At 50.9% G+C, this 14,337-nt stretch carries 12 protein-coding genes; 11 read left to right on the top strand and 1 reads right to left on the bottom strand.

Annotated elements, in window-relative coordinates:
- Positions 1 to 42 precede the first annotated feature (42 nt).
- Complete coding sequence (locus tag KTH90_RS15220) at positions 43 to 603, bottom strand: manganese efflux pump MntP (protein ID WP_158354084.1); 561 nt, start codon at positions 601 to 603, stop codon at positions 43 to 45.
- Between the two features lie 378 nt (positions 604 to 981).
- On the opposite strand from KTH90_RS15220, the gene KTH90_RS15215 reads away from it, so the two are divergent.
- The 11 genes from KTH90_RS15215 to glgX all read left to right on the top strand — a co-directional run bounded on the left by KTH90_RS15215 (position 982) and on the right by glgX (position 14,255).
- Positions 982 to 1,974, top strand: a complete 993-nt coding sequence (locus KTH90_RS15215; RefSeq protein ID WP_158354083.1) for a LacI family DNA-binding transcriptional regulator — start codon at positions 982 to 984, stop codon at positions 1,972 to 1,974.
- Positions 1,975 to 2,281: 307 nt separating this feature from the next.
- Positions 2,282 to 3,781 carry a sugar ABC transporter ATP-binding protein gene (locus tag KTH90_RS15210; RefSeq protein WP_158354082.1) on the top strand — a complete coding sequence of 500 codons (1,500 nt, stop codon included), beginning with the start codon at positions 2,282 to 2,284 and terminating at the stop codon, positions 3,779 to 3,781.
- On the top strand, positions 3,778 to 4,740 hold the full coding sequence (locus tag KTH90_RS15205) for an ABC transporter permease (protein ID WP_158354081.1): 963 nt from the start codon (positions 3,778 to 3,780) through the stop codon (positions 4,738 to 4,740). The genes KTH90_RS15210 and KTH90_RS15205 overlap by 4 nt, the downstream gene beginning before the upstream one ends.
- Before the next feature lie 13 nt (positions 4,741 to 4,753).
- A complete protein-coding gene (locus tag KTH90_RS15200; protein WP_158354080.1) occupies positions 4,754 to 5,740 on the top strand; it encodes an ABC transporter permease in 987 nt (328 codons plus the stop codon).
- A gap of 125 nt (positions 5,741 to 5,865) precedes the next feature.
- Positions 5,866 to 6,927, top strand: coding sequence for an autoinducer 2 ABC transporter substrate-binding protein (locus tag KTH90_RS15195; RefSeq protein ID WP_238727012.1), 1,062 nt, complete (start codon positions 5,866 to 5,868; stop codon positions 6,925 to 6,927).
- 126 nt (positions 6,928 to 7,053) lie between these two features.
- On the top strand, positions 7,054 to 8,232 hold the full coding sequence (locus KTH90_RS15190) for a M24 family metallopeptidase (RefSeq protein WP_158354078.1): 1,179 nt from the start codon (positions 7,054 to 7,056) through the stop codon (positions 8,230 to 8,232).
- Between the two features lie 6 nt (positions 8,233 to 8,238).
- A complete protein-coding gene (locus KTH90_RS15185; RefSeq protein ID WP_158354077.1) occupies positions 8,239 to 8,502 on the top strand; it encodes an MFS transporter in 264 nt (87 codons plus the stop codon).
- A gap of 272 nt (positions 8,503 to 8,774) precedes the next feature.
- On the top strand, positions 8,775 to 9,302 hold the full coding sequence (locus KTH90_RS15180) for a putative immunity protein (protein WP_158354076.1): 528 nt from the start codon (positions 8,775 to 8,777) through the stop codon (positions 9,300 to 9,302).
- Positions 9,303 to 9,356: 54 nt separating this feature from the next.
- A complete protein-coding gene (locus tag KTH90_RS15175) occupies positions 9,357 to 10,493 on the top strand; it encodes an aromatic amino acid transport family protein (protein WP_158354075.1) in 1,137 nt (378 codons plus the stop codon).
- On the top strand, positions 10,490 to 12,091 hold the full coding sequence (locus tag KTH90_RS15170) for an amidohydrolase (RefSeq protein WP_158354074.1): 1,602 nt from the start codon (positions 10,490 to 10,492) through the stop codon (positions 12,089 to 12,091). Before KTH90_RS15175 ends, KTH90_RS15170 begins: the two co-directional genes overlap by 4 nt.
- 28 nt (positions 12,092 to 12,119) lie before the next feature.
- Positions 12,120 to 14,255, top strand: coding sequence for a glycogen debranching protein GlgX (glgX, locus tag KTH90_RS15165; RefSeq protein WP_158354073.1), 2,136 nt, complete (start codon positions 12,120 to 12,122; stop codon positions 14,253 to 14,255).
- The last annotated feature ends 82 nt before the right edge of the window (positions 14,256 to 14,337 follow it).

Here is a 14,337-nt window from a genome sequence, read left to right as displayed (position 1 = left end):
ATAAGCCGGCTGCATCATAAAATGCAGCCGGCTGTTTATAAATCAGCCAATCACACCGAGATGTTCCAACAGGATCTTAAGGCCGATCAGAATCAGGACGATCCCTCCGAAGATCTCCGCTTTTGATTTCAATTTGGCCCCAAACAGGTTACCAATCAGTAATCCGCAGATCGAAAAGACAAAAGTAACCACACCAATAAAAGAGATCGCAGGCAGAATCGCCACTTTCAGAAAAGCAAATGTGACTCCCACGGCTAACGCATCGATACTGGTAGCGAGGGCGAGAATCAGCATCACCTTCAGGCCAAAAGAATCGTTCAGCTGTTCCGGACATGATCTGGATTCCCGGATCATGTTAATACCGATCACGGATAGCAGAACAAAGGCGATCCAATGATCTACATTTGTGATAAGCGCCTGAAACTGGCGTCCCAGCAAATAACCGATCAGAGGCATCAGAGCCTGAAAGCCTCCGAAGTACAAGCCCACTAAAAGTGCGTGCTTCACATGGACCTTCCGGACCGACAGCCCCTTACAGACAGAGACCGCAAACGCGTCCATTGACAAACCAACCGCCAAGATAAAAAGTTCCCAAGTTCCCATAAAAAATCCTCCTGTTCAGTTATAGACACTACAGGAGGCTCACAAGAATTTCCCATAAAAAAAGACCCACCTGTTGTGTACAGATAAGTCTCGTCATTTCATACAAAGCCAGGAATTCTCTTCCAGTATGTTGACTTTATCACGTCCAAACGCTGACTACTCCCTTATTTCTGTCCATTATAACACAGAACACCGGCAAGTCAATCCATAAAATGCTAAAATGTGGCATTTCTCTTCACAATAACTCTGCGCAACGTATCTTCACACAAGAAAACCTGCTGCCTCAATACACCACTTTCCAAAAAAGGTTGACAACAAAGAAAACTTAGGTATAATTATAATTACTCGAGTAACCTAAAGATACGAGGAGGTATCCTTATGGTATCAATGAAGGACATTGCGAACGCCTTGAATCTTTCAAGGTGTACGGTATCGGATATATTAAATAATAAGCTGGAACACAGATCCTATAAGGCAGAGACCATTGAGATGGTGCGGATGAAGGCGAAGGAAATGGGATATGTGTCCAATAATATCGCCAGGTCCTTAAAAACCGGCTCTACCAGGACATTGGCGATCGTGGTGCCACATCTGAGCAATCCGTTCTATACCCATATTATACAAAAGGTGGAGAAGCTGGCGAATAAGGAGGATTACAGCCTGATCATCTGTACGACGGAAGAGAAGCTGGATAAAGAGAACCATGTGCTGAAGATGCTGACCAGCCGGATGGTGGACGGAATTCTGATTTCCCCGGTTTCCTTTGAGGGCTCCCTTCAGGATGAATATTCCTATAAGATCGTCTGCTTTGACCGGACGATCGAGAGCGGGAAATACCCGGCGGCTCTGTTCGATAACGAGACAGCTGCCAGACAGCTTATGAGCCAGGTAATGCGCCGGGGCTGCAGCAGGCCTTTGCTGTTAAACACGGTGGAGTCTGATTATACGATTCACTGCAGGATGAAAGGATACCGTGAGGAACTAAGAGAGGGCGGCTGTGAGCTGGATGATCAGCTGGTATATTATGATATTTATGATAAAATACAATCTTATGAAATAATGTGCCGGATTCTGAGAAATCCAAAGATACGGTTTGATTCCATTGTTCTTGGAACCAATTTTTGTATTTACGGAGTACTGCGCGCACTGAAAGAGATGAATGGGCCGCAGGTACCGATCGCCGGATTCGAAGATTTCGACGGCTCCGAGGTGATGGAGGGAGATTTTATCAAGGCGATTCAGCCGGAGAAGAAGATTGGAAAGGAAGCTTTTTATATGCTGCTCCGGTATTTAAATGGCGAAAAGCCCCAAGATGTTTTCCTGCAAACGGATGAAATCGAAGATCCGTTTGATGAGGACACCATGAATTGATAAACAGGCAGAAGGGGACATGTCCATTTCGGTTTGGGACATGTCCAATCTAAAATGGACATGTCCCAAACTGGAATGGACATGTCCCATGCCGCTGTGCGGTATGATGCAGACGGAGAGTTTCGTAACGAAGCTCTTTTTTTGTTTGTGAAAAATGCACATAAATAGAAAAGAAAAATTATGCATAGTATACAAAATGCAAAAAAGGAGTTGACATATATACTCGAGTAACCTAAAATGCAAGTAAAGGTACTCGAGTAAATAAAACATTCAAATTTAGTAATTAAGAATCAAGGGAGGCAAAAGAATGAGTGAGCATGTCTTTTTAGAAATGTCGGACGTAAGTATGACGTTTCCGGGCGTGAAAGCTCTGGACAAAGTCCGGCTGGATATCCGGGAAGGAGAAGTACATGCGCTGATGGGGGAGAACGGAGCCGGTAAATCCACGTTGATTAAGATCATATCCGGAGTGCAGCAGCCGGACCCGGGGGCCAGAATCCTTATGGACGGGGAAGAAGTACAGTTTCCCAATGTCCATGCCAGCATCAAACATGGAATTAATGCGATCCACCAGGATTTGAGCCTGTTCCCGAACCTGACCGTGGCGGAGAATATTTATCTCGGGCGGTCTAAGAACGGTAAGGTCGACTGGAAGGAATGTGACCGGATCGCCGCGGCGGCGTTAAAGCGGTTGGAAGTGCAGATGGACATTCATGAACTGCTGGGAAACTTAAGTGTGGCAAAGCAGCAGCTGGTGGCGATCGCAAGGGCGATTTCCTTAAGTTCCCGCCTGCTTATCATGGATGAACCGACCGCGGCCTTATCCTTCAGTGAAGTGCGGATGCTCTATGAGATCATACGCAAGCTTAAGAAAGAAAATATTGCGATTCTTTTTATCAGCCATAAGCTGGATGAGGTATTCGAAGTATCCGACCGGGTGACGGTATTAAAGGACGGGAAATATGTGGGCTGCAAAGATATAGGGGAGCTGGACGAAAGTACGCTTGTGCAGATGATGGTGGGCAGGTCTGTGACCTATGAGGCCTTGAATCAGGAATCCTATGCGGCGGAGAAAATCCTGGAGGTTCGGAACATTTCCAAAGAGGGAAATTTTAAAGATATCTCGTTTACTTTGCATAAAGGTGAGATCCTGGCCTTTACAGGCCTTGTGGGCGCTGGCAGAAGCGAGACGGTCAAGGCCCTGTTCGGACTGAATCCGCCGGATCAGGGGGAGATTCTGATACACGGGCAAAGGGCGGAACTGAAAAATGTTCCTCAGGCCATGAAGCACAAGATCGCATTTATCCCGGAGGACCGGCATCACGAGGGACTTATTTTGAATATGTCGATGGAAGATAATATCACTTTGTCAATCTTAAACCAGATGCTGGGGAAGTCCACATTCATCAGCAGCCGGAAGCGGGCGGGCATATCCAGGGAATATGTCAATACCCTGAACATCAAACCCGGCCAGATCTATAAGATGGCGAAGAACTTCAGCGGAGGAAACCAACAGAAGATTGCGGTAGCCAAATGGCTGGTGACAAAGCCGGATATCCTGATCATCGATGAACCGACTCACGGCGTAGATATCGCTTCCAAGACCGAAATCCACAAACTTTTAAAAAGTCTGGCGAAACAGGGCATGGCCATTATCATGGTATCCTCCGAATGGCAGGAAGTATTCGCGCTCAGTGACCGGGTGATCGTCATGAGGCATGGAAGAATCGTACATGAGGACTCCACCAGAGACGGAGATCAGAATATGATGATGGAAAAGGCTATTCTCGGGGAGGTGAAAGCATGAAAAAGCTGTTGGAGAGAAGGGAGACCAGTGTATTCCTGATCCTGGTGGCCCTGTGCATCGGACTGACGATCTATTCGCCTACCTTTTTATCCTATACCAATATCAAAAACGTGCTGGTCAGCAACACGGCCATGGGAATCATGGCGGCCGGTATGACCTTCGTGCTGATCACGGCCGGTATCGATGTCTCCGTGGCTAGCCAGATGATGTTCTCCGCCACATGGCTTGCGCTGCTGGCAGAGACACCGCTGGGGAACCCGGTAACTATCGTTCTGGCGGCCCTGCTGATCGGTCTGCTTACCGGAGCGGTCAATGGAGCGCTGATTTCCAAATTCGACATCCACCCGATCATTATCACACTTGGTACCAACAGCATCTACCGGGGGATTATCCTTGTTTTTACCAATGGCAGATGGTTAATGAACCTTCCCAAGTGGTTTACCGGATTTTCCAGTACAGTGTTCGGAATTCCGCTTCCGGTCGTATACGCGCTGCTGATCTTTCTGATCTCCGGTTACATACTCAAACATACGTATTTCGGCCGTTCGATCTACGCGATGGGCGGCAACCGGGAAGCAGCCCGGTATGCGGGTGTAAATTTAAAGAAAACGGTATTCCTGACCTATACATACACCGGTGTGATGTGCGGAGTGGCAGGTCTGGTGCTGGACAGCATCCTGGGCAACTGCCAGCCCTCCGGGTCCAACGGATGGGAGATGAATGTCATAGCGGCCGCTGTCATCGGGGGAACCAACATCCTGGGTGGTTATGGGACCATCGGCGGGACAGTGATCGGCGTGCTGATGATGGGCGTAATTGAAAATGGTCTGGTAGTCGCCCATGTACCCACTTACTGGCAGAAGCTGGTGTACGGCCTGATCATTATCGTGACGGTAACCATCGACGTGCTGCGTAAGAAAAAAGCGGATTCCAGGAAGCAGATGATAGAGATAGATTAGGGAGGAAGTTCAAATGGAAAAGATAAAAAAAATCAGGCTTTCGCTGAACGGGATCGTGCTGATGGCGGCGTTTTTGGGAATTGTCATCATCGGTACCGTGGTCAATGAAAATTTCCTGACCATGAAAAATATCCTGTCAATCTTCCAGCAGATGTCGGAAATGGGAATCATGGCGCTGGGACTGACCATCGTGATCATCACCGGCGGCAATGATCTGGCGTCTGGCACCACCATGGGACTGTGCGCGGTGGTATCCGGCCTGTGCCTTACCTCGGGCATGCCGATTCCCCTGGCTTTACTGATCAGTCTGGCTGCTGCCGTGGCCTGCGGTTGTCTGAACGCGTCCCTGGTGGCGTTGATCGGGATACCGCCCATGATCGCCACATTGGGAACCCAGATGTTCTTTTACGGAGCTGCGCTGGTGCTGAGCAAGGGGAATTCTATTTCCAATATACCGAGAGAGTTTTATTTCCTGGGACAGGATAAACTGGCGGGTCTGCCGTTACAGGCGGTTATCCTGATCCTGCTGACCATTGTGCTGGCGGTTATATTGAAGAAAAAAGTATTCGGCAAGCATTTGTTTGCGATTGGAAATAATATCAAAGCCAGCGCCTATTCCGGAATCCGCACGGTAAAAGTGTTGTTTCTGGCTTATATCACCTGTTCGGTACTGTGCTGTATCGCGGGCAATATTCAGGTGTCACGGGTGGCTACGGCCAGAGCGGATATGGGTTATTCTTTCCTGATGCCCTGTATTTCCGCGGTGGTTTTGGGCGGGACCAGCATAGACGGAGGGATCGGCGGGGTCGGAGGGACCGTGGTCGGTGTGCTGATCTTCGCCATGATCAGCAATATCATGAATTTGGCGGGGATCTCATCTTTCTGGCAGCAGCTGGCCACCGGAAGCATCCTGGTTCTGGTGGTGGTATTCAATAAGATCACGGAGAACAGCCAGCTGCGTCTGAAGAAAATGGCAGGGAAAAAAGCGGCAAGTGAATAGTACAGGGACGCTTTCCGATAAATTTTGATTTCATGAAAGGGCGATGATTGGAAAACGATAACTGCAAAACAGTTAAACTAAGGGTAGAAACAAACTACATATAAATTATGAAGGAGGTATTTGCTATGAAAAAAGGGATTGCATTGTTACTGGTTATGGGGATGTGCGCGGGACTGTTAAGCGGATGCGGAAAAGGAGTTTCATCCGGTGAGGCAGTGTCAGGTACGGAAGCACAGGTGAGCGAAAAACAGGGGAATGATTCCGGGGCGACGAAAGATTCCAACGGATATACCATAGCGCTGATTCCCCAGCAGGTGGGGATACCCTACTTTGAGACATCCGGGACCTGGGGACAGAAAGCGGCGGAGGATCTGGGCTGTGAGGTGATCTATACCGGGCCGACGACCGGTGATGCGGCCAGCCAGGCGAATATTGTTCAGGATATGATCACCAAGGGCGTTGACTGTATCGCGATCTCCCCGCTGGATGCCAGCGCCATCGAACCGGTGCTGGAACAGGCGAAGGAAGCCGGGATCCTGGTGGTTACCTGGGATTCAGATGTCAATAAAACCGAGCTGCGGGAAGTCTATGTCAACTGCTGTTCGGAGCAGGTGCTGGGAGAACATCTGATGGAACGGTTCGCCCACTATATGGGCGGCAAAGGAGATTATGCGATCATCACCAGCGTATTGACCGCGCAGAATTGTTCCGCATGGGCGAAGTATGCCACGGAGTATCAGGAAGCCAATTATCCGGATATGACCCGGGTAGCCTATGAACCCTGTGATGATGACCAGTCCAAGGCCTACTCGATTACCCAGAATCTGATGACCGCGTACCCGGAATTAAAGGGAGTGCTTGGAGTAACTACACCCGCTCCTCCGGCAGCTGCGCAGGCAGTGGGAGAAGCAGGAAAGAACGGCGATGTTATCGTAACCGGTGTGGTGGAAGCATCTGCAGCTAAATCGTACCTGGAGGACGGCTCCATGCAGGAGGCCAATATCTGGCATCCTGGTAAGCTGGGATATCTGGCAGTATACACGGCGAAGACACTGCTGGACGGCGGAAAGATCGAGGATGGACAGGATGTGCCGGAGGTCGGAGCGGTAGAGGTAAAAGACGACCAGATTATTATGACGGAGTTACTGGACATCACGACGGAAAATGTGGATGAATTTGATTTCTAAGAACATTATATAAGGAAAGAAAAGGCCGCCGTCCGATCCAGGTACGGCGGCCTTAGTAAAAGGCGGGGCTATTCAGAGATAAATTGAGAATGCATTGAAATAATGAAAAAATAAAGGAGCTGAACTATGAGAATCAGAATTGAAGATCAGGAATTCCAGGAGAGAATCCGTAAAACGCAGGAAATGATGAAGCAGGAAGGATTGGATTTGCTTCTGGCCTATGGCAATGAAGCGGAACCACAGTATGTGAGGTACTATTCAGATTACTGGCCGTCTTTTGAATCGGCAGGTGTGCTGATGGCAGCAGAGGGAGAACCTCTGCTGATTATCGGACCGGAGAGCGGTACATTCGCCGGGGATGTGTCCAGAATACCGAAGATCCGGAAACTTCTGTGTTTCCGGGAGTCTTCCGAACCGGAATATCCCGGGGCCAGACTGGACGATTTCGTATCGGTGATTCGGGAAGCGGCTGGATCCAGGCAGGTACATAAGATGGGTATCGCAGGTTCCTGTCTGATTACACAGGTGATCTACCAGGCTTTGACGGATGCGCTCCCGGAGGTGGGAAATCCACAGCTTGTGAAAGCCGACCTGATGGTATCAAAGATCCGGGCGCATAAGTCACCGGCAGAAATCGCCTGTATGCGGGAAGCCTATCGGATTACCCAGCTGGCCATGAAAAAAGTAGTGGAACAGATCCATGCAGGAATGACAGAGAATCAGGTGAAGGGAATCGCCATGTCCGTAATATACGAGGAAGGCGGGGAAGGCGAGGCCTACCCTTTCTGGATACTGACCGGTGAAGGCTCCAACCAGGCGATCAGCAGGTGCAGGAATAAGGTGATAGAACCAGGCGATTTGGTTCATATTCAGATCGGAACCCGTTATGAGGGCTACGCCTCCACGATGGGAAGACCGGTGGTGGTCGGCAGGGCAAATGAAGTACAAAGAGGCCTGATCGAAGCGGGATTAGCCGCCCAGCGCGCGATCCTTGAGACCGCCGGGGCCGGTGTGAATGCGGGAGAGGTAAGTAAAGCCCACTATCAGACGTTAAAAGAGCTGGGTTACGACGGACATATCCTGTATGGTCCCTGCCATGGTACCGGACTGATGGAAGGAGAATATCCATGGATTGAATCCAATTCGGATTATCTGCTGGAAGAGGGAATGACTTTTTGTACCTGTGTGTATCTGGGAGATGATGAAAGACAAATCGGCATGCGGATCGAGGATGGATTCCTGGTCACTAAGGACGGTACCGAATCCTTCTCTGATTACCGCAGGGAAGTGATAGAGATTCTATAGGGTAAGATGAAAAAGAATGAAAAATTGTTATTTCCGGTAGTTTGTATTTTATTGTTTGGTCTGGGAGTAGAGACAGGCGGATTTCAGCTGTCTGTCCTGCAGATGGCAAAAGAATTCCAAATATCACCGGCCTCTATGGGGCTTATGATCGGCGCACAGTACGGAGCGATTATGCTTATGCCGCTGATCTTCGGGAAACGGTCAGACCGGTGGGGTAAGAAAAGAGAGGGGACTGGCACATTCCGTCAGAAAAATAGGCTTGCCTGGTAATTAAGGGCGGAAGGGGCCTGTCCCCGGAAGTTGACTCGAACAGGGCCGACATCCGGGGACAGGCCCCTTCCGCCCTTTGTAACCTGGCAAGCCTATTTTTCTGACGGAATGTGCCAGTCCCCTCCCAAACCCCATAAGATTGCGGCTTTACTGTCCGGGTGAGAACCGTTATAATAGAAAAGACCCTGTAAAATATTTCGCAGACAGGATATGCGGAACGCAGCAGGGATAAACAGGAGTCAGACAATACTCTGCTTCATGAAAGGGAAAATATGGCAAAACTAAGAAAAATGCTGGGAAGCGCGGATTCCCCTTATATTATATCACTTATGCGTCTGATCGAGACACAGAGCAAGTCCACTATCGCCAACTGGTGCGTGGATTATGTGACGGAACACATAGCAGCGATCTATCGAAAGGCATATCCGGAAGACCGGTGCCCTGAGCAGGCGCTGGAGGCGTTCCGGGAATACCAAAATGGCAAGATAAAACTAACGGACCTGAAAAAAGCGGTGGCAGAGGTAAATAATGCAGCCAAAGCGGCTGAGGAAAATCCTGCGGCCCAGGCGGCGGCCAGAGCCGTAGGACAAGCAGCGGCTGCCATCTACACCCCGACCCATTCACTGGGGCTGGCGTTTTACGGATCTGCCGCGGTTGCTTACGACAGAGCCGGACTGTCGGAAAAGCCGGAAGTCTATGAACAGATCGCATCCGAGGAATGCGGTAGAATGCTGGCGGCCTTACAGGCAGTTGCGGTAGAAAATGAAGAACACCCTGCAAAAATCAACTGGTATTGCTGATGCATTATACCGGTATTTTAGCACAGAAAATGCCCCACTGGAGGAAAATAAAAAATGAAAAAACAACTAACTACCTGGGAAAGCGCCTGTATCATCACCGGCTACGGAATCGGCGGCGGAGTCATGGCGATGCCCTATCTGGCAGAAAAAAACGGAATCCCCATAAGCCTGCTGATTCTGGCCGCCGCATTTGCTGCCAGCTATATCCTGCATATGATGATCGCGGAGATGGCGGTGAAAAGCGGGGATAATCCCCAGTTAATCCAGGTATTCTCCCGCTATCTGTTTCAGGGGCGGTTCCAGAAAGTGCTGACCATCGCCTTCTTTGTGATTATGGCCCTGGTGCTATTCACAAATCTGGCCGTTTACATATCCGGAGCCGCTGAAATTATCAATGCGGCGCTGGGAATTCCGATGCTGGCAGCCCGCCTGTGTTTCTACGCGGTGGCGGCCTTGGTGGTGTTGTTCGGATTAAAGGCGGTAGGCGTCAGTGAAAAGGCCGCAGTGTTGGTGATCTTCGTGATGATCGGTATCCTGGCGGCAGCGTCCCTGATGCGGCCGCAGAGAGGATTACCGATGGCACCCGGTACCTGGAATCAGGGAATGGCATATTTCGGCATGGCCATGTTTGCTTTTTCCGCGTTCTTTTCTATACCCCAGGCGGTGACCGGACTGAACAGAGATACGAAGAAAATCAGAAAAGCCGTATTTCTGGGCTTGATGAACAATCTGGTGCTGATCATCGTAATCACCCTGTGTTCCCTGGTTTCCTCGGGGGAAGTGACGGAGATGGCCATGATAGGCTGGAGCAAGGGCATCGGTGCCTGGGCCCAGGTGGTTGGGTCGATTTTCATGGTTCTGGCCATGCTGACCACCTACTGGTCGATCTCCCTGGCATTGGGGGATATCGTGCAGGAACAGATGAAGTGGGGACGGAAAGCCTGCTGGGTGGCGGCGACGGTTCCCTCTCTGCTGCTGACCTTCCTGCCCATCGCCGGTTTTATGGAATTCATGCGGCTGGCCGGAGGCCTGATCGCCATTCTGGTGGCGATCCTGGTAGTTCCGGCCTACCGGAAGGCTTCCCGGGAAGAAGGGGAGTCCATGCTGGGGAGGTTCGGCACGACAGGGATGCAGATTTTGATTATGATCGCCTATATTTTCATGGCGGTAGGAAATGTGGTGAGTGTATGAATACGATTATGATGCAGCATTGTCTGTTTAAAGACGGCTATTTTCACACGATGGATTCGGAGACTGAATGCTACGGCTATATGGGAGTGACAGACGGCAGGATCAGCTATCTGGGAGACACCCGTCCTGGAGGATATTTTCATGAGTGCTCTCTGGAGGGAAGGCACGTGTTCCCGTCGCTGATCGACAGCCATCTGCACCTGCTGTATACGATGGTGCTTCAGGCGAACAGCTGTGTGATCTGTGAGATCCGGGACGGCAGAGTCGTGCCGGATACGCTGGCCGGCGTCCGCCAAAAGATAGAGGAAGTGTGCAAAGCCCATAGGAATAAAGAGATCATCGTGGCGAATCAGTATATTGTCTCCGGGATACGGGAGGGAAGGATGCCCAGCCGGCAGGAGCTGGATCAGTGGACGGACGGCAGGAAGATTGTACTCTATAATATCGACGGCCACAGCAGCAGTATGTCCACCGCCCTCATGAAAGAGCTGGAGATATATCAGGAAGGGCACGACGGGATCCTGGCCGGAAAGGATCATGAATTTATACAGGGAAAAGTGATGGAGACGATCGGTAAAGCGGTGACGCCGAAGGTACTGGCCAGAGGGGTGGCGAACTTTACCAACCTCTGTATCCAGTATGGAATCGGTGCCGTATGCGCGCTGGACGGCAGCGGGGATGTGCCAGAGGATAAACTGACCAGGATGCTGGCGAAGATCGCCTCCCATATGGATATTGGCGTGAGGCTGTATCCCCAGTTTATGGATCTCACTCAGGCGGAGCGTTACCGCAGATACCAGAGCACGCCCCGGATCGGCGGCTGCGGTGTGTGGGAAATGGATGGGTCCGTGGGTTCCCACAGTGCAGCATTTTATTCTCCATACCGGGATACGGGAGCGCAGGGAGAGTGTTATTACACACAGGAACAGGTCAATGAAATGCTGCGAAAAGCGGATGAGGCCGGATACCAGATCAGCAGCCATGCCATCGGGGAAGCGGCCATCGACCGGATATTGGATGGATATGCCGGTTTTCAGCCGCGGCGGATGCACCGCATTGATCATTTTGAATTCCCCACATCTGAAGCTGTACGGAGAATCTGCGGCAGTAATAATCTGGCGGTGACCGTACAGCCCGGATTTTCCTGGATTGACCGGCACTATCTAAAGAGTTATGAACAATACCTGCCGGAAGCATTGGTACAGCAGCAGGTACCGCTTCGCACGCTTGTGGAGCACGGGGTATGCGTATGCGGTTCCAGTGATTCGCCGGTACAGGAGATCAATCCGTTTGATCAGATGCTGGGCATGATCGATTTTTATCTGCCGGAGGAATCCTTAACGATGTACCAGGCGCTTTGCACCTATACGAAGAACCCGGCGGTCATGCTGGGGGAAGAGAGGGATCTGGGGACGCTGGAGGTTGGGAAAAGGGCTAATTTTCTGGTATCAGACCAGAATCTTCTGGAGCTGGACCGTCATACAATAGGAAATGTGCAGATTCGGCAGCTTTACCTGGATGGTAAAGTCTGCAAAAGAAAAAAAGGATCGGTTGCGGAGTTCCTGGCTATGATGGCCGGGCCGGGACATAAGATCTGACTTCACCAACAGAAAGGCAGGGAATCGTATGGAATGCGCGGAGGAGTTAACGAATATAAACCGGAATGCGGGAAAGGAGGATGCGTCTGCTGTCCTGGTGAACGGATACCGGGTACGGCCGGGCATGTATCTGACGAACGGGGCAACCGTTACCCTGGGAGGTGTCTGCTTTACGATTCATTCCAGAGGGGCGGTCTTTTGTGAACTGGTCCTGTTTCATCCGGAGGAAGAAGAGCCCTATGCGGTCATCCCCTATCCGGAATGTTTCCGGATCGGAAATGTCTATTCCATGATCGTCTACGGCATCGATCCGGATCAGACGGAATACGCCTATCGTCTGGACGGGCCGTATCAGCCGGAAAAGGGGCTGCTGTTCGACAAAACCAAGCTGATCTTAGACCCTTACGCCAGACTGGTGGCCGGTCAGCATATCTGGGGAAAGTGGGAGCCTTACGATAAGCGGAAGGCATTCCGTGGTAAAATCGTCCACAATTCTTTTGACTGGGGGGAAAATGACCAGCCCCATCTGGATTTTAAGGATTTGATCATCTATGAGCTCCATGTCCGCGGTTTTACGAAGCATCCGTCGGCAGAGGTAAAAAATCCCGGTACATTCGAAGGGATCCGGGAGAAGATCGGATATTTCAAAGAGCTGGGGATCAACGCGGTGGAGCTGATGCCGATCTTTGAGTTTGACGAATGCCGGGACGACCGTATGGTAAATGGGGAACGGCTGCTGGATTACTGGGGATATAACACCGTATGCTATTTCGCACCCAACTCCAGCTATGCCTGTGCGAAGACCTATAACGGTGTGGACGATGAGCTCAAAACCCTGATCCGGGAGCTGCACGAGAATGGAATCGAAGTGATCCTGGACGTGGTGTTTAATCACACGGCGGAAGGCAATGAAAACGGTCCCTATATCTCGTTCAAGGGGCTGGATAACAATATCTATTATCTTCTGACCCCCGAAGGATATTATTACAATTTCAGCGGGTGCGGCAATACTCTGAACTGCAATAATCCGATTGTGAACGACCTGATCATTCAATGTCTGCGCTACTGGGTGACTGCCTACCGGATCGACGGCTTCCGCTTCGACCTGGCGTCTATCCTGGGCAGAAATGAGGACGGTTCTCCCATGAGCAAGCCGCCTCTTCTGGAGCGGCTGGCCTATGATCCGATCCTGGGGAGCGTCAAGCTGATCGCGGAAGCGTGGGATGCGGGCGGATTATATCAGGTGGGCAGTTTTCCTTCCTGGGGCCGCTGGTCGGAATGGAACGGAAAATACAGGGATGACCTGAGGCGGTTTCTAAAGGGCGACGCAGGGCTTCGGGATGCGGTGGCCCAGCGGATCATCGGTTCCCCGGATCTGTACGATCCGGCCTACAGAGGAGATGACGCTTCCGTGAACTTCCTGACCTGCCACGATGGATTTACCCTGGCAGACCTGTATTCCTATAATCAAAAGCATAACGAAGCCAACGGCTGGAACAATACGGACGGGGATAACAACGGCAACAGCTGGAACTGCGGGGCAGAGGGTGATACCGATGACAGCACGGTGCTGGCGCTTCGAAGGAAGCTGATCAAAAACGCGGCCACGGTTTTATTGTGCAGTATGGGAACGCCGATGCTTCTCTCCGGAGATGAATTTGGCAACAGCCAGCGGGGGAATAATAACGCCTACTGCCAGGACAATGAGATATCCTGGCTTGACTGGACAGATCTTGAAAAACACGCGGACATCTACCGGTATTTCACGAACATGATCGCTTTGCGCAAGGCGCACCCGATCCTGAGAGATCAGAGCAGGGCGGCTGCCTGCGGTTTCCCGCTGACCAGTTTTCACGGTACCTCGCCCTGGGAACTGAAGAATTCCGAAGAAGAGCGGGTGCTGGGAGTCCTGTTTGCCGGCAGGGATGAGCGGGACAGGAAGGATGATATCCTGTATCTGGGGATGAATATGCACTGGGAAGCGCATGAAGTAATACTTCCGCAGCTGCCGGAGGGCCTTTCCTTTAGGGTAATTGCGGATACATCAAAAGGTCCGGGGCAGGACTTTCTGGAAGAACCTTCGTTAAGACCGGTTGTGGCGGGGCAGTCCGTTAGAATAGAACCCAGAAGTATCATGCTGTTGGAAGGGACCGCAGGATCCTGACAGACCAAAGAAAATCCTTTGGCGGTTAAAGTGTAGTGCGGCTTATGAATTTGGCAAAAATATATATCAAAATGAGTGATTT

The organism is Diplocloster modestus (assembly GCF_019042245.1).
In the GTDB taxonomy this organism is placed as follows: domain Bacteria; phylum Bacillota; class Clostridia; order Lachnospirales; family Lachnospiraceae; genus Diplocloster; species Diplocloster modestus.
This window is presented reverse-complemented; position numbering and strand designations above follow the sequence as displayed.